Source organism: Mycobacterium paragordonae, assembly GCF_003614435.1.
Lineage (GTDB): Bacteria > Actinomycetota > Actinomycetes > Mycobacteriales > Mycobacteriaceae > Mycobacterium > Mycobacterium paragordonae.
In genome coordinates this window covers 1,473,396-1,491,818 of record NZ_CP025546.1, presented here as the reverse complement: position 1 = coordinate 1,491,818, position 18,423 = coordinate 1,473,396, and the positions used below count along the sequence as shown (strand labels likewise).

At 69.2% G+C, this 18,423-nt stretch carries 10 protein-coding genes and 1 pseudogene; 4 read left to right on the top strand and 7 right to left on the bottom strand.

Annotation, left to right across the window (positions count from 1 at the left end; genetic code table 11):
- Positions 1 to 83 precede the first annotated feature (83 nt).
- Positions 84 to 1,157, bottom strand: coding sequence for a phosphate ABC transporter substrate-binding protein PstS (pstS, locus tag C0J29_RS06920; protein WP_120791857.1), 1,074 nt, complete (start codon positions 1,155 to 1,157; stop codon positions 84 to 86).
- Positions 1,158 to 1,358: 201 nt separating this feature from the next.
- On the opposite strand from pstS, the gene C0J29_RS06915 reads away from it, so the two are divergent.
- Together C0J29_RS06915 and C0J29_RS06910 are read left to right on the top strand one after the other, a co-directional pair.
- Positions 1,359 to 1,751 carry a DUF732 domain-containing protein gene (locus C0J29_RS06915; protein WP_232004306.1) on the top strand — a complete coding sequence of 131 codons (393 nt, stop codon included), beginning with the start codon at positions 1,359 to 1,361 and terminating at the stop codon, positions 1,749 to 1,751.
- Between the two features lie 79 nt (positions 1,752 to 1,830).
- The gene (locus C0J29_RS06910; protein WP_162951402.1) at positions 1,831 to 2,043 is read left to right on the top strand and encodes a hypothetical protein; all 213 of its coding nucleotides are present in this window, start codon (positions 1,831 to 1,833) and stop codon (positions 2,041 to 2,043) included.
- On the opposite strand, the gene C0J29_RS06905 is transcribed toward C0J29_RS06910, so the two are convergent.
- Genes C0J29_RS06905 through mgtA form a run of 3 tightly spaced genes read right to left on the bottom strand, consistent with a single transcriptional unit; the run spans position 2,040 to position 8,464 of the window.
- Positions 2,040 to 4,943: an arylsulfatase gene (locus C0J29_RS06905; protein ID WP_120791855.1), complete on the bottom strand. Its 2,904-nt coding sequence runs from the start codon at positions 4,941 to 4,943 to the stop codon at positions 2,040 to 2,042. The two genes, C0J29_RS06910 and C0J29_RS06905, sit on opposite strands and share 4 nt — an antisense overlap.
- On the bottom strand, positions 4,940 to 5,806 hold the full coding sequence (locus C0J29_RS06900; protein WP_120794606.1) for a pseudouridine synthase: 867 nt from the start codon (positions 5,804 to 5,806) through the stop codon (positions 4,940 to 4,942). The genes C0J29_RS06905 and C0J29_RS06900 overlap by 4 nt, the downstream gene beginning before the upstream one ends.
- Before the next feature lie 45 nt (positions 5,807 to 5,851).
- Positions 5,852 to 8,464 (bottom strand): magnesium-translocating P-type ATPase, encoded by a 2,613-nt coding sequence (mgtA, locus tag C0J29_RS06895; protein ID WP_120791854.1) that lies wholly within the window; start codon positions 8,462 to 8,464, stop codon positions 5,852 to 5,854.
- Between the two features lie 89 nt (positions 8,465 to 8,553).
- On the opposite strand from mgtA, the gene C0J29_RS06890 reads away from it, so the two are divergent.
- Complete coding sequence (locus C0J29_RS06890) at positions 8,554 to 12,882, top strand: cation-translocating P-type ATPase (RefSeq protein ID WP_120791853.1); 4,329 nt, start codon at positions 8,554 to 8,556, stop codon at positions 12,880 to 12,882.
- Positions 12,883 to 12,949: 67 nt separating this feature from the next.
- Positions 12,950 to 13,561 (top strand): DUF5994 family protein, encoded by a 612-nt coding sequence (locus C0J29_RS06885; RefSeq protein WP_065164568.1) that lies wholly within the window; start codon positions 12,950 to 12,952, stop codon positions 13,559 to 13,561.
- On the opposite strand, the gene C0J29_RS06880 is transcribed toward C0J29_RS06885, so the two are convergent.
- The 3 genes and pseudogenes from C0J29_RS06880 to C0J29_RS06870 form a co-directional block, all read right to left on the bottom strand.
- Positions 13,558 to 15,072 (bottom strand): FMN-binding glutamate synthase family protein, encoded by a 1,515-nt coding sequence (locus tag C0J29_RS06880; RefSeq protein ID WP_371872363.1) that lies wholly within the window; start codon positions 15,070 to 15,072, stop codon positions 13,558 to 13,560. The two genes, C0J29_RS06885 and C0J29_RS06880, sit on opposite strands and share 4 nt — an antisense overlap.
- A gap of 64 nt (positions 15,073 to 15,136) precedes the next feature.
- Complete coding sequence (locus tag C0J29_RS06875) at positions 15,137 to 16,888, bottom strand: glycerol-3-phosphate dehydrogenase/oxidase (RefSeq protein WP_065046326.1); 1,752 nt, start codon at positions 16,886 to 16,888, stop codon at positions 15,137 to 15,139.
- Positions 16,889 to 16,906: 18 nt separating this feature from the next.
- Positions 16,907 to 18,383: pseudogene (locus C0J29_RS06870) on the bottom strand (NAD(P)H-quinone dehydrogenase); the annotation flags it as partial.
- Positions 18,384 to 18,423: the final 40 nt, after the last annotated feature.

Genomic DNA, 18,423 nt, shown 5'->3' with positions numbered 1-18,423 from the left:
AAGTCAGGTAAATTTTTGCGAAACATTGCGTTGTCTTCGAGAGGAAATACCCAGGAACATTGCGCGTCAGGCCCCGTCGTCGATCACGAGACGGCGTCGACGGCGGCCGCCAGGCGCGGCCGGAACTGCTCGGGGACGGGCGCGTACCCGTTGTCTGCCAGGCCGGTCTGACCAGCGCCGGTGGCACTTTGCAGGAACGCCTTCACCGCGGCACCCACCTGGGCATCGGGATATTTCGAGCAGACGATCTCGTAGGTGGCGAGCACGATCGGGTAGGCGCCGGCCTGATTCGGCCGGTAGAACGAGATCGTGTCGAAGGCGAGGTCATTGCCCTGCCTGATGAACCAGGCGGACGCAATCGTCCTGCCCACCGAGGCCGTGTCGATGGCGACCGGATCCGGCCCGGCCGAGGTGACGACCTTGGCCACGCTCAACTTCCGCGCCAGGGCGAACGACCATTCCACGTAGGTGACCGACCCTTCGGCGCTCGCGACGGCCGCCGCGACGCCGTCGCTGCCCGCGGCGCCCTCCCCCACCCCGCCGTTGAACACCTTTGCGGCGCCCTTGCCCCAGGCGTCGCCGCCGGCCGTGTCGAGATACCTCTGAAAGTTGTCCGACGTGCCGGACTGGTCGCTGCGGAAGACCACCCGGATCGGTTCGGCCGGCAGCGCGACACCCGCGTTGAGCGCCTGGATCGCGGGATCGTTCCAGCTGGTGACGGCGCCGTTGAAGACCCGGGCCGCGGTCGGCCCGTCCAAGTTCAGCGACGGTACGCCGCGCAGGTGGTAGGCAATGGCGATCGGGCCGAACACCACCGGCAGATTCCAGACCGGCGACCCGCACCGCTGCTGGGCCCTGGCGTACTCGTCCTTGCTCAGCGGTGCATCCGAGCCGGCGAAATCGGTTTGGCCGCCGAGGAATTCGCTGATCCCGGCGCCCGAACCGTTGGCGGTGTAGTTCAACGAGTGCCCGGGGCAGGCCTGCTCGAATGCCTTGCCGAAGCGGGTGATCGCGTTCTCCTGGGCGGTGGAACCACTGGCTTTGAGTGTCGACCGGCCGCCGCAACTGCCCGCGTGGGTCTCCCCGGCGCATGCCGACAACACCGCCGCGCCGACGGCCAATGCGGTCAACCCCGCGCCAAATCGGTTGAGGTTCAATTCATTTCCCTGACGGGTACCGGCCGGCGGTCATGCGGAATGCTAACAAGATCGGACGGCTCCGGCCTGCCCTCGAAGGCGGCCCACCCATCCGGATTCGATGATTTCAGCCACAGTTTGCGAGCGGTTCACGGACCGGACAGCTCGCTGTTCCACCGTCACGGGTGACGGGATTTTGCCCATCCCCGTTCGTTACGTGCGATGATCGACAATGTAAGCATCGTGTTACGTCAATTCGTCTGCGGGGAGGTTCCAGCGATGGCCGTCTGCCACTCACGCTTGCGTAGCCTCGTACCGGCCGCGCTGCTCGCCGTCGCGGTAGTGGCGGTGTTTTCCAAGGCGCCGGTCGCGCAGGCCGACGCCGTAGACAGCCAGTTTCTCAATGCGCTGAGTTCCCACGGCATCAATTTCGGGTCCCCGCAGGCCGCCATCCAGGCCGCACACCAGGTGTGCGACGAACTCGACTCCGGCCGGCTCAAGTCCGACGTCGCCAACGAGGTGACGGGCAGCAGCAACCTGGACGGCTACCACGCCGGCTATTTCGTCGGGGTGAGCGTCGCCGCGTACTGCCCCCGGCACCACTCGACGAATTAGCAAACCGTAACTGCGCCGTAACGCGCGAGCTCAATTGCAGCACTTACACTTCCGCTACGCATATCACCGGGAGTGATCAGTGATCAGGAAAGTGTTGTTCGGCGCCGCGATTGTGCTGTTGAGCGCAGTAGCGACCGCCACTCCGGCCGGCGCGGATCCGAGTCTCTACGGCGTCCTCAGTTGCAGCTGCGAGGGCACCACCACCGTCGTGGACTACGGTCCGTCGCTGCGGGAGCAAATCGACGCCGGAATCCAGTCCGGAATGGCCGACCTGTTGGGGGAGGCCGGCTAACCTGCCGCCCCGCGCCCGACGGCCTGCACCGACGCGTGTTCGTGCAGCGCCAGTTCCGTCTCCGGCGCCACCGGCATCAGGTCGAAGACGACCTCGTGCACCGTTCCGTTGAACGCATAGGGCGCCTTGTCCTCGTAGTCCCGGTCCACGACCAGCCCGTTGTCGCGGCCGACGTCCAGGCCGGCGTAGGACGTGAAAGACAGGCTGACCGTCTGGGGCAGCTCGCCTTCGCCGATCTGGCGGTCGCCGGCCCACAACGTGACGCGGCCACCCGAGCCGACGACGGGCTGGGCCGAGTCGAACTGCATCCGGACGGTGACCTCCCCCGTCGGGATCGGTTCGGTGGACACCTGCCGGTAGGTCTCGACGCCTAGGAACGAGTAGGTGTGGTGCAGCCGTCGCTCCTCGTCGACCCATAGCGCGAAACCGCCCATGAAGTCGGCGTTGGCAACGATCACGCCCTGCGCGTCCTCGGGCACCGTCAACCGCGCCTCGATCGCATACGACCGGCCGTAGATGCGTGGCACCATGCCGCGCTGGATGTTCTGGACGTCGCCTTTGAAGGCGAACCGAGTGGTGGTGGGCAGCGGCGGCAGGTCACCGAACATGACCGCCAGCCCGCCCAGGAGCGGCAATACCCGGTTGCGCTCGGCTTCCTCCCACCACAGCTCCTGCAGCTCGGCGAGCTTGTCCGGGTGGTCGGCGGCGAGGTTGTGCGCCTGGGAGAAATCGTCGGGCAGGTAGTAGAGCTCCCAGACGTCCTTGTCCGGGTCGTAGGTGCCGGGTGCGAAGCGCTGCATGGTTTCCGGCGACAGGTCCCACGGCGCGCGGTCCAGCCGGGCCGACGCCCACCACCCGTCCTTGTAGATGGCGCGGCTGCCGAACATCTCGAAGTACTGGACCGTGCGGTGCTCGGCGGCGGCCGCGTCGTTGAAGCTCGGCAGGAAACTTGTGCCGTCCATGGGTTCCTGCTCGACGCCGTCGACACTGGTCGGCACCGGTAAACCGATGGCCTCCAACACCGTTGGGGCGATGTCGATGCAGTGGGTGAACTGGCCGCGCAGTTTGTCGTCCGGCCGGATGCGGCTCGGCCAGGCGATCACCATCGGGTCGCGGGTGCCGCCGAGGTGGCTGGCCATCTGCTTGCCCCACTGGAACGGCGTGTTGTTGGCGTGCGCCCACCCCGAGGCGAAGTGCGGCGCCGTGAATTCGTCGCCGAGTGCTTCGATGCCTCCGTACTGCTCGATCAGCGCCAACTGCTGGTCGGCGTCGAGATCCAGGCCGTTCAGGAACGTCATCTCGTTGAAGGAGCCGGTGTTGGTGCCTTCCATGCTGGCGCCGTTGTCGCCCCAGATGTAGATCACCAGCGTGTTGTCGGACTCGCCGAGTTCGTCGACCGCGTCGAGCAACCGGCCGACATTCCAGTCCGCGTTCTCGGAGAACCCGGCGAACACCTCCATCTGGCGCGCGTACAGCTTGCGCTGGCTGTCGGTCAGACTGTCCCAGGCCGGGAAGAGGTCCGGCCGCTCGGTGAGCTCGGCGTCGGGCGGAATGATGCCCAGCTGCTTCTGACGCTCGAATGTCTTCTGCCGGTAGATATCCCAGCCCTCGTCGAACTGCCCTTGGTACTTGTCCGCCCACTCCTTGAACACGTGGTGCGGCGCGTGGGTGGCGCCGGTCGCGTAGTACATCATCCATGGCTTGGTGGCGTTCTGGGCGCGCACGGTGTGCAGCCATTCGACGGCCTTGTCGGTGAGGTCGTCGGGGAAGAAGTACGGCCGGTCGGCCGACGGCGCCTCCGGAATGCCGATGACCGTGTTGTCCTGCGTGATGATCGGGTCGTACTGGCCCGCGGCCCCGCTCGGGAACCCCCAGAAGTGGTCGAATCCCCAACCCAGCGGCCAGTTGTCGAATGGTCCGGCTGCGCCCTGCACGTTGTCGGGGGTCAGGTGCCACTTGCCGAAAGCCGCTGTGACATAACCGTTGTCGCGCAGAATCCGGGGCAGCGCGGCGCAACTGCGGGGCAGTACCGTGGCGTAGCCGGGGTAAGGGCCGGGAAATTCGCAGACCGATCCGAAGCCCACCCGGTGATGGTTGCGCCCGGTCAACAGCGCCGCACGGGTCGGCGAGCACACCGCGGTGACATGAAAGCGGTTGTACGCCAACCCGTTTTCGGCCACCCGGGACAGGGCGGGGGTGCTGATACCGCCGCCGAACGTGTCCGGACCGCCGAAACCGGCGTCGTCGATCAGCACGATCAGCACGTTGGGTGCGTTGTCGGGCGGCGCGGCGCCGGGGACGATGGTCCAGTCGCCGACCGATTCGGCGACGGTGCGGCCGATGGTGCCGCCGAACTTGCGTTGGGGTATGGGCAGCTTGGTGCGATCGGGGTTGAACTTGCCCATCGCCTCTTCCAGGGCCGAGCCCAGCGCGCGCAGCGTCGAACGACTGAGCTCGGCAACGGATTTCATCGGCGATCCGGCCATCGTCTGCTCCACCGGGAGCCGGCCCTGCGCCGGGGTCACGGCGATGATCAGGGCGCTGCCCGCCGACAGGGCCTCGCCGATCTTGTCGCCGAGTCCGGAGGTGATCCGGTGGTGGGCGAACGTCCCCGCCAGCGCGCCGGCCGCGGCACCGAACGCCGCGCTCGCCAGCAGCGCGGGCGAGAACAGGCCCACGGCCAGGCCTGCGCCCGCGCCCCAGGCGGCGCCGCGGCGGCCGAGCTTGTTGCCGGTGTCCAACAGCACGCCGTTGCCCTCGGCGTCCTTGCCGACCAGCACCGCGCCCTGCAACGGCAACGTCTTGGCGTTGGCCCGTCCGGTCAGGTTCTCGAAATCGCTTCGCGCGGTATCGATGTCCTGATACCCGGCGACGATGACGAGCGCGTTGTCCTCACTCATATCCAGACTTCCTCTCGGCGGCTGACGAACTCGCGGCGCGACCCGGTGACCGGGTCGTCGAACTCGATACGCTGGGCCAACAACTGCAGCGGCGTGCTGAAGTCGTGGACGGCAACGTCGATGATGTTGGGATACAACGGGTCTCCGTTTATCGGCACGCCCAGTTCGGACATGTGCACCCGGAGCTGGTGGGTACGGCCGGTGCGCGGCGTCAGCCGGTAGAGGCCGTCGGGAGACTGCAGTTCGACCAGCGTCTCGGCGTTGGGTTCGCCGGGCTCGGTCACCGCCTGCAGGTTGCCGCGGCGCTTGACGATGCGGCTCCGCACGACCCGCGGCAGCGACAGTGCGGGGTTGACGGCGGCCCGCGCCAGGTATGTTTTGCGGACCAGCCCCTGCGCGAAAAGTGTTTGATACCTGCCCCTGAGCTCCCGGCGCGTGGTGAACAGCAACACCCCCGCGGTCAGCCGGTCCAGACGGTGGGCCGGACTGAGCTCGGGCAGACCGAGGCTGCAGCGCAGCCGCACCAGCGCAGTCTGGGCGACGTGGCGGCCCCGCGGCATGGTCGACAGGAAGTGCGGTTTGTCGACCACCACGATGTCGTCGTCGCGATAAAGGACCGGAATGTCGAAGGGCACCGGCACCTCGTCGGGCAGATCCCGGTACAAGTACACGCTGGCACCGGCCGGCAGCACGGTGGCGTCATCGACCACGGCGCCGTGGGCGTCGACCACTTCACCGGCCAGCACTTGCGCACCTGCCCGGGCACCGAACCGGTCGGTCAGTTCGGACAGCACCGGTCCGCCCCGCAGGCGCACCCGCACCGGCCCCAGGGCGTCCCGAACGCCGATCAGTGCAGGCTCCATCGCGAGCAGACTATCCACCCGCACGGGCCCATGCGGTGAAATTCGCTAGACACGATGGTGGTGAAAGCGCGCGGCCCGCCGCCGGATGCGGTGGGCACGTCCCCGGGTGCGATGTGGTTGGCCCGCAAGGCGCATCGGTTCCGCGTAGAACATCGACTTCGCCAACTCGACGAGCACCAGGTACACCGCGACGAATCCGCCGAGGGCGGCGAAGAACTGCCACGGCAGCGTGGTGAAGCCCAGCGGTGCGGCCAGCGGCGAAACCGTCAGAACGACACCGAGGGCGACCACGGTCAGGGTGGTCGCCGTCAGCAGTCCACTCGGTCTACTGCGGAAGAACGGGACCTTGCGGGTGCGGATCGCGAAGATGATGAGTGTCTGTGTGGCAAGCGATTCCACGAACCAGCCGGTGCGAAACTCGACGGCGCCGGCATCCAGCACACCCAGCATCAGCCCGAAGGTCATGAAGTCGAAGAGCGAACTGATCGGGCCGAAGATCATCATGAACCGGCGGATGAACGCGACGTTCCAGTGTGAGGGCGCGTGCAGTTGTTCCTCGTCGACGCGGTCGGTGGCGATCGGCAACTGCGAGCTGTCGTAGAGCAGGTTGTTCAGCAGGATCTGGCTGGGCAGCATCGGCAGGAACGGCAGCAGCGCCGACGCGGCGGCGGCGCTGAACATGTTGCCGAAGTTGCTCGACGTGCCCATCAGCACGTACTTGATGGTGTTGGCAAAGATCCGCCGCCCCTCGGCCACCCCGGTGGCCAGCACGCCCAGGTCTTTTTCCAGCAGCAGCACATCGGCGGCATCCTTGGCGACGTCGGTGGCGCTGTCCACGGAGATGCCGACATCGGCGGCGTGCAGCGCCAGCGCGTCGTTGACGCCGTCGCCGAGGAAGCCAACCGAGCGTCCGCTGCGCCGCAGCGTGGCGATCAGTCGCGCCTTCTGCTCGGGAGAGATGCGGGCGAAGATGGTGTGCCGGCGCGCCGCGTCCGCGAACTCGTCATCGTTGGCCAGCACTTCCAGCTCGGCGCCGGTGACGGTGCCCTTGGACGCCAGACCGAGTTCCCTGCAGACCTTTTCGGCGACCCTCGGGTTGTCGCCGGTGGCGATCTTCAGCTCGATGCCGAGGCCGGCCAGCGCAGCCAGGGACTGGCGGGCGGCGGCCTTGGGTTCGTCGGCGAACACCAGGAAACCCGCGAGCGCCAGCGCGGATTCGTCATCGGCGGTGATGCCGGTCAGTTCGTCGGCCGCTCTGCTGGCCACGGCCACCACCCGGCGCCCGGCGGCGAACAGTGCTGTCAGCGTGTCTTGGGCGGCGGCCGGCGTGGCGCCGCACCGGGTCAGCACGTGCTCGGGTGCGCCCTTGACGATGAGCAGGCGGTTTCCGTCGTGGCCCTCGACCAGTGCGGAGGTCGCCCGGCGCTGATGGTCGAAGGGCGACATCGCGATGCGGCGCACGCCGCCGACCAGTTGCGCCGACTGCGGCGATTCCCAGAGCGCGGCATCGAGCGCATTGGCGCTGGCCCCACCGGATTCCGGGTCGACGTCGGTGGCCAGCAGCCCGAGGCGCAACACCGACTCGGTGGGCGTCCCGGCCGCGTCGATCGTCTCGACCAGCCGGATGCGCCCATCGGTCAGCGTGCCGGTCTTGTCGGTGATCAGGATGTCGATGTCACCCAGGTCCTCGATGCAGACCAGCCGCTTTACGAGCACCTTCGCCTTGGCCAGCTGCCGCGAGCCGGTAGCCAGGCTGGTGCTGACGACGGCGGGCAGCAGCTGCGGGGTGATACCGACGGCGATCGCCAGCGAGAAGAGCACCGAGTCGATCACCGGCTTATGCAGTAGGAGATTGCTGGCCAGGATGACCACCATCAGCGCTATCGCGACCTGCAGCAGCAGATAGGAGAACTGGCGCAAGCCGACCTGGAAGTCCGTCTCGGGCTGGCGGGTGTCCAAACCCGCTGCGATGCGGCCGAATTCGGCTTCGCGGCCGGTGGCGTACACCACCGCGGTGGCCTGGCCGGCGCTGACGATGGTGCCCATGAAGGCCAGGTCGGTCAGGTCGGCCAACGCGCTGGCCGCCGGAACCGGCTGCGGCGACTTCTCCTCGCCCGTCGATTCACCGGTCAGAATGCTCTCGTCGCATTCCAGGCCGCTGACGTCGATCAGCCGGACATCGGCCGGCACCGCCTCACCCAGCGAGAGCCGGATCACGTCACCTTGGACGAGTTGGGTGACGTCGACGGTGACGAATTCGCCGTCGCGGCGTACCACGGCGTTGTGATGAACCCCGGCGTGCAACCGCGCGGCGGCATTCTCGGCGCGGTATTCGTTGAAGAAACTCAGGCCGGTGCTGGCCAGCAAGATCACGCCGATGATCAGCGCCTGCATGCTGTCGCCGAGAAAGAACGACACCACCGCGGTGACCGCCAGCAGGATGAGCACCGCATTGCGCAACTGCCGAGCCAGGATTGCGAGCGCATGCACGCGATGGGTGCGCACTACGTTGGCGCCGTACCGCTGTAACCGGGCGGCCGCTTCGGTGCCGGACAGTCCGGCGGCCGAGCTGTCCAGCCGGTTCAGGACTTCGTCAATCGGGGCCGCGGCAACCTCATTCGCGGTCAATGCGGGCGGCACGGCAGGACTCTCGCGCATTTGGCCAGATTGCACAAGTGGCGAAAGGCATCTGAACGGCCACCAAATCACTCCTGCGGCACCGGCGCTGCGGGACTAGTCTGCTGCCTATGCGTCTGCCCGGATTGGGCCTGGTGGCGGGCACCGCGTTGCTGGGCGGCGGCGCGGCAACACGGGTGGGCAGATCGGTGACCCGTGCCATGCCGGACATTCCGGCGCTGGCCCGCACCGCCGCGGGCGTGGCAGTCGAGGCGATCGGCGGCCCATCGGTGCGCCGCACCAGCAGCAATGGCGACCGCCGCTGGATCGAGGTGCGGGGTCTGCACGACGAGCACGCCGCCAAGACCGTCGCCCATGTCCTGACGGCGGTCCGGGCGACCCCCGGCGTGCGGGCAGCGCACCTCAACCCCACCCTGGCCCGGCTGGTGGTCACGCTGGATCCCGGCGTGGCCGGACCGTCGACGGCCCAACTGTGCCGGATCGTCGGCGACGCCGAACAGCGCGGCCGCCAGCGCCTACCCCGAGAGAAGCCGGCAAGCCTGCCAGGCGACGACGCGGTGCTGCTGGGCCGAGTGGCTGCGGCCACGGCCGCCACTGTGGGCCTTGGCCTTTCGCTGACCGGCAGCCTGCTGCGGTTACCCCGGCTGCCAGACCTGCTGGCGGTGCCGCCGACGCTGGCCGACCACCTGCCGCGGTTACGCCGCGAGGTGGACCGCCGGCTCGGGCCGGACGGCGCCGACCTGCTGTTCGGTGTCGTCAACGCCGCGGCCGCCGCGCTGACGGTGTCGCCGACGGCGGCGGCCGCCGAGGCGGCGACGTGCGTTCTGCTGGCGGCCGAAGCGTGGAACGGCCGGATGGCCTGGTTCCGGCACGAACCCGAATTGGGCGAGCACCCCGGGACCGGTACGGCGAGGCTCCCCTCCCCTGCCCCGGACGGTCCCGCGGAACGCTACGCGAACCGGGCCGGCGCGGCCGGCATCGCCGCCGCCGCGACGGTAGGGCTGCTGTCCCGCAACCCCGATGCGGCCGGCGCCGCGGCACTGGCCGCCGTGCCGAAACCGCTGCGCGCCATCCGGGAGGGCTTCGGGTGCGCGATGAGCAGGGGCCTGACGGCGCGGCACGACGCTCTGGTGCTGCACCCGCGCGCGCTGCGCCTGCTCGACCGGGTCGACGCCGTCATGATCGACCCTCGGGCGCTGCACACCGACGAGCTGATGGTGAGTCGCGTTCTGGGAGTGCCGGATTCGCAGCGCACCACCGCCTGGGACGCGGTGCGCGCCGCGCTGGCAGATGACGGTCTGACACCGGGCTGGCACCGGCTGGCGGACATCCCCGGGGCGGGCGACGCGGGCCGGGCGCTGATCAGTCCGGTGCGAGATCCGTTCGCCGCGGCGGTCGTCACCGAGGCGCGCCGCTCCAAGCCGCAGGTACTGTGCCTCGAAGACGACGGATTGCGTTCGCTGGCACAGGGATTCGACCATCTCTATCCGTTGGAAGGGTCGGTCGACGACGCGCTGGCGGCCGCCGTGGCGGATCTGAAAGCCGGCGGCGCCACCGTGGCACTGCTCACCACGTCGGCGATGCGGGCCGCCCACGACTCCGACGTCACGATCGGCGTGCTGCGGCGAGGCCACCCGCCCCCCTGGGGTGCCGACGTCGTCGTCGCCGACCTCACCGGCGCGTGGCGGATGCTGCATGCGTTGCCCGCCGCCCGGGGCGCCACCGAAAACGCCATCCGGCTGTCGGCGTCGGCCTCGGCCGTCGGGGCACTGATGCTGATCCCGGGCGTGCCGGGGCGCAGTTCGGTATCGGTCAACCTCGGTATGGCGGCCAGCCTGTGGTTCGGGTTACGTTCCGGTGCAAAGGTTTTCGGTAGTTCAGTGCCCGAGCCGGAGTCCGGCCACGACTGGCACGGCCTACCGGCGCACGAGGTGCAGCGGCTGCTGCCACGCCCGCCCGACCAGGACGCCGAAGCGGCGCTCAGCGGGTGGCGACACGCGTTGCCGGTGCGGGTGCTGCACGGCGCGACGACGAGGTCGTGGCAACTCGTCCGCGATTTCACCGACGAGATGCGCAATGACCTGTCGGATCCCATCACCCCGCTGCTGGCCACCGGCGCGGCGGCCAGCGCACTGCTCGGCTCACCGCTGGACGCCTTCCTGGTGGGTAATGTGTTGCTGCTCAACGCGGCATTGTCGGCCGAGCAGCAGCTGCGCGCCCAACGCATCCTCAATCGCCTGCTGGCGGTGCAGGATCCAGCAGCGCGGCGGCGGGTGGGCCCGCTCGACGAACGGCGCCGCGAGAAGGTGCCCGCCAAGCGGTTGCGTCCGGGCGACATCATCGAAGTCCGTGCCGGGGAGGTCGTGCCCGCCGACGCGCGGCTGCTGCACGCCTTCAGCGTGGAAGTCGACGAATCGACGCTGACCGGCGAGTCGCTGCCAGTGCCCAAGGAGACCGCGGCGACACCGGGCGCGCCGCTGGCCGAACGGGCCTGCATGCTCTACGCCGGCACCACGATGGTCGCGGGCACCGCGGTGGCCGTGGTGACCACCGTCGGTTCGCGGACCGAGATGCGCCGGGCGCTGGCGATGACGCCGCGAAAGTCCCGGGAGATCGGGCTGCAGCGGCAGTTGAGCCGAATCACCCGGCGCGCGTTGCCGTTCAGTGTCGGAGGCGGGGCGCTGGTCGGACTGCTGAGCGTGGCCCGGGGAACCCCGTTGCGTGAGGCGGTGGCCGGTGCGGTCACGTTGATGGTGGCAGCCATTCCCGAGGGTTTGACCCTGGTGGTGACGCTGGCCCAGCTGGCCGCCGCGCGCCGGCTCACCGGCGAGTCGGTGCTGATCCGCAACGCTCATTCGGTCGAGGCGCTGGCCCGGTTGAACGTGGTCTGCTTCGACAAGACCGGCACGTTGAGCGAGAACCGGTTGACGGTGCAAGCGGTGCGCCCGTCGGAAGGCTTCGACGCCGAACAGGTTCTCGACGCCGCGCTGAGCACCACGTATTCCAGGCACGCGCACCGGGTCGAACACGCCACCGACGACGCGATCGTCCGCGCGGCCGACGGTTCGCAACCCCGCCCGCGCCCGACCCGGGACGCGTTCCTGCCGTTCCAATCCGGTCGCCCGTACGCGGCCGCGCTCGTCGGCACCCGGCTGACCATCAAAGGGTCACCGGAAGTGCTCGTGTCGGCGCTGACCCACCGCGATGGACTGTTGGCACGGGAGATCGACGAGATGGCCGGTGCCGGCTTCCGGGTACTGGCGGTGGCCGAGCGTCGCCTCACCCCCGACCAGGCCGCGGCCGCCGCGCAGGACCCGGATCTGCTGGAAAGCCTCTGCGGCGCCGAACTCACCGCGGTCGGGCTGCTCGGGCTCGCCGACACACCGCGGCCGCTGGCGCAGGCCGTGCTCACCGAGCTTGCCCGGCGCGACATCGGGGTCCGCTTGATCACCGGCGATCATCCCGCCACCGCGACCGCGATCGCCCGCGACCTGGGCATGAAAGTCACTGCGGGACAAGTCATCACCGGCAGCGACTGGGAGGCACTGCATTCCGACCAGCGCACGGCGGCGGTGCAGTCCAGGCTGGTGTTCGCCCGCATGTCGCCGGAGCACAAGGTGGAAGTGGTCCAGACGCTGGAGCGGGCCGGTCTGGTCACGGCGATGGTCGGGGACGGCGTCAACGATGCCGCCGCGATCCGGGCGGCCAGCGTCGGGATCGGGATGGCGGCACGCGGCAGCGACGCGGCCCGCACCGCCGCCGACATGGTGCTGCTCGACGGGCGGATCGAAGCGCTGCTCGACGCCCTCGATGAGGGCCAGCAGTTGTGGCGGCGGGTGCACTCGGCGGTGTCGGTGCTGCTCGGCGGCAACACCGGCGAGTTGTGCTTCGCGTTGATCACCACCCTGCTGACCGGCCGTTCGGTGCTCAATGCCCGCCAGATGCTCCTGGTCAACATGCTGACCGATGCGCTGCCAGCCGCGGCTCTCGCGGTCAGTCCGCAGAACCACAACGGGGAGGTCGATCGCGACGAGTCGACGATGTGGCGCGCCATCGGCATCCGCGGCGTCGCCACCACGATCGGCGCCCTGGTGGCGTGGGCGCTGGGCCGCGCCACCGGCACCCGCCGACGGGCGGCGACGGTGGCGTTGATCGGACTGGTGGCCACCCAGCTGTTGCAGACGCTGGTCGATTCACGCAGCGGGCTGGTGGTGGCCACCGCCGGTGGCTCCCTGGTGGTGCTGGCGGTGGTGGTGTCCACCCCGGGCCTGAGCCAGCTGTTCGGATGCACGCCGGTCGGTCCACTGGGGTGGGGTCAGGCGCTGCTGGCCGCCGCGGCGGCCTGCCTGGTGGCGGTGATCGCGCCCGATCTGTTGGCTCGTGCGTCGCACGGCGCTCACCAGATGATCAGCCGCGTCAACGATTTCGCGCCGGCTTAACCGAAAGTTCGCCCGCTGTTGGGCCGGTGAGCTCGCGAGCTGTTCGAGACGACCGTACCGTAGTGTGATGCAACGCCCAACCCGGTTGGAAATCAAGCCTTTTCGGCCAATCACTGAACACGTCGACGGGGCCTGGTGGCCGCGTTCCAGGCGACTGGTCGACGAACTGCCCGACCTTATTACGTCGTTGGCCGACGAACTGGGGCCGATCGCCATGGTGGGCTACCACCGCACCAGCTGGGACAGCGCTCCCCCGGTACTCGAGGTCGGTGGACGCACCATCGAACTGCTGGCCTTCAGCGGCGACGAGCCGGCCAGCATCATCCTGATCGGGCAGGACGGGCACCACCTGAGCCTGCAGGTCATCCCGCCCGACTCCACCGACCAGAGCGGTGCGCAGGCTTTGCAGGAAGCCCGCTCGGGCACCGACGAAGACGTCAACGCCGCGAGCCGGTCCCTGGTCGCGCGATCGGTGGACGACGTGGCCGAAAAGCTGGCCCAGCACGAAGGCCGCGGCGACCAGCAACGCACGGCGGCGCTGCGCCCGCGGATCAGGCAGTGGTGCGAAGACGCGGCTCAACAGTTCGTCGATGCGCCGGTGCAGACGTTCGTTCCGATTCTGGTCGAGCACATCGTGCGCGGCCGGTTGATGGAGTTGCGTGCAGCGTCGGCGTACTAGGGCGCCATCGCGGCTGTCAGCGCCTCGACGTCGCGCGGACCCGGCAGTCCCCAGTCCGGCTTGTAGTCGAACAACTCCTCGGCCCGCGTCGACTGCAGGTCGATGTCGAGCACCTCGATGGCGTTCAGCGGAACCAGGACGGGGTGCACGTGTCCGCAGGCCCGCGCCAGGCACAGCAGCTCGAAGCGCAGGGTGGCCAGATAGTTGGCGCAGCGCACCGACTTCAGCGCTGGGTCCAGCCCGTGCTGCAGCCAGGCCGACTGCGTCGCGACGCCGGTCGGGCAGCGGCCGGTGTGGCAGCGCTGGGCCTGAATACAGCCGATGGCGAACATCGCGGTGCGGCCGACGTTGATCATGTCGCAGCCCAGCGCCAGGGCCAGCAGCGCGTTCTCCGGGATACCGAGCTTGCCCGACCCGATGAACACCACGTCGTGCTGCAGACCCTGCTCGGCGAAGGCGCGGTACACGCGCGGGAACGCCCACTTGAACGGCAGCGCGACGTGGTCGCTGAACACCAGCGGCGCCGCTCCGGTGCCGCCCTCGCCCCCGTCGACGGTCACGAAGTCGACGCCCCGGCCGGTGCGGGCCATCCGCGCGGCCAGCTCCGGCCAAAACGCGTCTTCGCCGACCGCTGCCTTGATGCCGACCGGCAGCCCGGTCTCGTCGGCGATCGTCTCTACGAAGTCCAGCAGGCCGTCGACGTCGTGGAAGGCCGAATGCCCGGCCGGGCTCTTGCAGTCCACGCCCACCGGGATGCCCCGGATCTTGGCGATCTCCTCGGTGACCTTGGCGCCGGGCAGCATGCCGCCCAGGCCGGGTTTGGCGCCCTGGCTGAGCTTGATCTCGATGGCCCGGATCGACGGCGTGGCGACCACCTGGTCGACCAGGCGGGGCAGGCTGAAGGTGCCGTCGTCGTTGCGGCAGCCGAAATAGCCGGTGCCGATCTGCCAGACCAGGTCGCCGCCGCTGAGGTGGTACGGCGACACCCCGCCTTCACCGGTGCTCTGCATCGCGCCGGCCATCGCGACGCCCTGGTTCAGCGCGGTGATCGCGGCTCCGCCCAGCGCGCCGAAGCTCATCCCCGAGACGTTGACCAACGATGGTGGCCGAAATGCCTTGGCGCGCTTGCGCGCTCCGCCGAGCACCTTGCCGGCCGGCAGCGGTACCTTCGGGTCGGGGTGACCGGGGTCGCCGTCCGGGGCCGACACCGGAAACGCCGCATGCTTGATGATCGGGTAGTTGTGCGCGCGTTCCAGGTCGTTGTCGGTGCCGAAGCCGAAATAGCGGTCGCTCATCTTCGACGAGGTGTACACCCAACGCCGTTGGTCGCGGCTGAACGGCTTCTCCGCGTTGTTGTCCGTGACGATGTACTGGCGCAGCTCCGGCCCGACCGCCTCCAGGATGAAGCGCAGATGACCGACGATCGGATAGTTGCGCAGGATGGTGTGCCGGCGCTGCCAGAGGTCCCAGCCCGCCAGGCCGGCCACTCCCGTTCCCAACAGCGCACTCATGGAGCGTTTTTTCACGCCCTCATGCTCACCCGGGCCACCGACACCTGGCTAGGGACGTGAGTCCTCAGTTGAGCGGCACCGGCTCCAGGATCTCGGCGCGCGCCTCGGGGGCGCTGGCCCGGAGTTCGTCGGCGGAGACGTCGTCGGGCTGCGCCTGGGAGAGCACCTCGGCCTCGACCCGCGCCTTGTAGTTGGCGACCTCGCGGTTGACGTCGTCGGCACTCCAGCCCAGCACGGGGGCGACCAGGTCGGCCACCTCGCGCGCACAGTCCACGCCGCGGTGTGAGTACTCGATCGAGATGCGCATCCGCCGGGCCAGGATGTCCTCGAGGTGCAGCGCCCCCTCGGCCGCGGCGGCGTAGACCGCTTCCACCTTCAGGTAGCCGGGCGCGTCCTTGATCGGGCTCAGCAGTTCCGGGCGGTCGGCCGCCAGGGCCAGCACGTCGTCCATCATCGAGCCGTAGCGGTCCAGCAGATGCCGGACCCGGTAGGGGTGCAGTCCGACCCGCTCGCCGACGTGCTCGACCTGGTTGATCAGCGCGAAGTAGCCGTCGGCGCCCAGCAGGCTCACCTTCTCGGTGATCGACGGGGCCACCCTGGTCGGGATGAACTGCACCGCGGCGTCGATCGCGTCGGCCGCCATCACCCGGTAGGTGGTGTATTTGCCGCCCGCGATGGCCACCAGACCGGCCGCGGGGACCGCCACCGCGTGCTCGCGGGACAGCTTGGAGGTCTCGTCGCTCTCCCCGGCCAGCAGCGGACGCAGGCCGGCGTAGACGCCGTCGATGTCGGCGTGCGTCAGCGGGGTGGCCAGCACCTCGTTGACGGTGGTCAGGATGTAGTCGATGTCGGCCTTGGTGGCCGCGGGGTGAGCCAGGTCGAGGTTCCAGTCGGTGTCGGTGGTCCCGATGATCCAGTGGCTGCCCCACGGGATGATGAACAGCACCGACTTCTCGGTGCGCAGGATCATCGCCACGTCGCTGACGATGCGGTCCCGCGGCACCACCACATGCACGCCCTTGGAGGCGCGCACCTGGAAGCGTCCGCGCTGTTTGGACAGCGCCTGGATCTCGTCGGTCCACACCCCGGTCGCGTTGACGACGACGTGGCCGCGGACCTCGGTGATCGAGCCGTCCTCGGAGTCGCGCACCCGCACGCCGGTGACCCGGTCGCCCTCGCGCAGCAGCGCAACCACTTGCGTGGAGCACCGCACCACCGCGCCGTAGTGGGCGGCGGTGCGCGCCACGGTCATGGTGTGGCGGGCGTCGTCGACGACGGTGTCGTAGTAGCGGATGCCGCCGATCAGGGCGCTGCGCTTGAGGCCGGGGCTCAGCCGCAGCGCACCGGCACGAGTCAGATGCTTTTGCGCCGGAACGGATTTGGCGCCGCCGAGCTGGTCGTAGAGGAAGATGCCGGCGGCGATGTAGGGGCGCTCCCACCAGCGCTTGGTCAGCGGGAACAGGAACGGCAGCGGCTTGACCAGATGCGGCGCCAGCGTGGTCAGGGACAGCTCGCGTTCGTAGAGCGCCTCGCGCACCAGGCCGAACTCGAGCTGTTCGAGGTAGCGCAGGCCGCCGTGGAACATCTTCGACGACCGGCTGGACGTTCCGGAGGCCAGATCCCGGGCCTCGACCAGGGCGACCTTGAGCCCGCGGGTGGCGGCGTCCAGCGCGCAGCCGGAGCCCACCACGCCGCCGCCGATCACCACCACGTCGAACTGCTCGCTGCCGAGGCGCTCCCAGGCCTGCGCGCGCTGCTGCGGTCCCAGCGACCCCTCGGACCAGGTCGGCTCGCTGTCGTTGCTCGGGTTGCTCACGACCAAGGACTCCCGTCGGTTACTTGTCGGTAGGCGTGCTTACCAAGGCTAGTTCGTCCGGCGTTCGTTGAGTCGGACTTCAGTCCAGATCGTCGTGCGCCATCAGGCGCCGCGCCGCCTCGGTGATCGAGCCGGACAACGACGGGTAAACGGCGAGCGTCTGGGCCAGCTCGTTGACCGTGATGCGGTTGGTCACCGCGACCGCGATCGGCAGAATCAGCTCCGAGGCGATCGGGGCCACCACCACGCCGCCGATCACCACGCCGGTGGACTTGCGGCAGAAGATCTTCACGAAGCCCTGCCGCAGGCCCGACATCTTCGCCCGCGCATTGGTGTGCAGCGGCAACATGATGGTTCGCGCGCTGAACTCTCCGTCGTCGATGGCCGACTGCGGCACGCCGACGGCCGCGATCTCGGGCCGGGTGAAGACCGTCGCCGCCACCGTGCGCAGCCGGATCGGGTTCACTCCCTCGCCCAGCGCGTGATACATCGCGATGCGGCCCTGCATGGCCGCGACGGAGGCCAGCAGCAACAGCCCGGTGCAGTCACCGGCGGCGTAGATGCCCGGCACCGAGGTCCGCGAGACCCGGTCCACCTTGAGGTAGTCGCCGCGGCCCAATTCGATGCCGACGCGCTCCAGACCCAGTCCGCTGGTGTTGGGGATCGAGCCGATGGTCATCAGGGCGTGGCTGCCCTCGATGGTGCGGCCGTCGGTCATGGTGACCAGGACGCCGTCATCGGTGCGGGTGACAGACTCGGCGCGGGCGTTCTTGAACAGGTTGACGCCGCGTTCGGCGAAGGACTCTTCCAGCACGGCAGCGGCGTCGGCGTCCTCGTAAGGCAGCACCCGGTCCCGGCTGGCCGCCACCGAAACCTGGACTCCGAGCTCGGTGTAGGCGTGCACGAATTCGGCGCCGGTGACCCCGGAGCCGACCACGATCAGGTGTTCCGGCAGCTCGGTGAGCCCGTAGAGCTGGCGCCAGGTGAGGATGCGTTCGCCGTCGGGTTGGGCGGACGGCAGGATGCGCGGGCTGGCTCCGGTGGCGATCAGCACGAAGTCGGCGTCGTGCTCGGTGACGGTGCCGTCCGGGGCGGTGGCCCTGAGGCGGTGGCGGGCCAGGCCGGGGGTGGGGTCGACGAGTTCGCCGCGACCGTGCACCAGCTTGACGCCCACCGCACGCAGTTGTTCGGCGATGTCTGCCGACTGCTCGGCGGCGAGTTTCCTGACCCGGGCGTGAATCTGCGGCAGGTCGATCTTGGCGTCGTCGATGTCGATCTCGAAGCCGAGCCGCGGGGCGCGGCGCAGCTCGGTGCGCAGCCAGGTGGAGGCGATGAACGTCTTGGACGGCACGCAGTCGTCGAGGACGGCCGCGCCGCCGACCCCATCGGAATCGATGATGGTGACGTCGACGTCGTCGGGCTTTGCGTTGGCGGCCACCAGGGCGGCTTCGTAGCCGGCCGGGCCGCCGCCGAGGATCACGATGCGGGTCACCACAGCCCATAACCTAGTCGGGCTTCTGCTTGCTCCGCAGGGC

What these genes read in the sequence shown, in the direction of transcription:
- C0J29_RS06915 (WP_232004306.1), top strand. Translation starts at nt 1,359, where the DNA reads ATGATCGACAATGTAAGCATCGTGTTACGTCAATTCGTCTGCGGGGAG.
- C0J29_RS06905 (WP_120791855.1), bottom strand. Translation starts at nt 4,943, where the DNA reads ATGAGTGAGGACAACGCGCTCGTCATCGTCGCCGGGTATCAGGACATC.
- C0J29_RS06900 (WP_120794606.1), bottom strand. Translation starts at nt 5,806, where the DNA reads ATGGAGCCTGCACTGATCGGCGTTCGGGACGCCCTGGGGCCGGTGCGG.
- mgtA (WP_120791854.1), bottom strand. Translation starts at nt 8,464, where the DNA reads ATGCGCGAGAGTCCTGCCGTGCCGCCCGCATTGACCGCGAATGAGGTT.
- C0J29_RS06890 (WP_120791853.1), top strand. Translation starts at nt 8,554, where the DNA reads ATGCGTCTGCCCGGATTGGGCCTGGTGGCGGGCACCGCGTTGCTGGGC.
- C0J29_RS06885 (WP_065164568.1), top strand. Translation starts at nt 12,950, where the DNA reads ATGCAACGCCCAACCCGGTTGGAAATCAAGCCTTTTCGGCCAATCACT.
- C0J29_RS06880 (WP_371872363.1), bottom strand. Translation starts at nt 15,072, where the DNA reads ATGAGTGCGCTGTTGGGAACGGGAGTGGCCGGCCTGGCGGGCTGGGAC.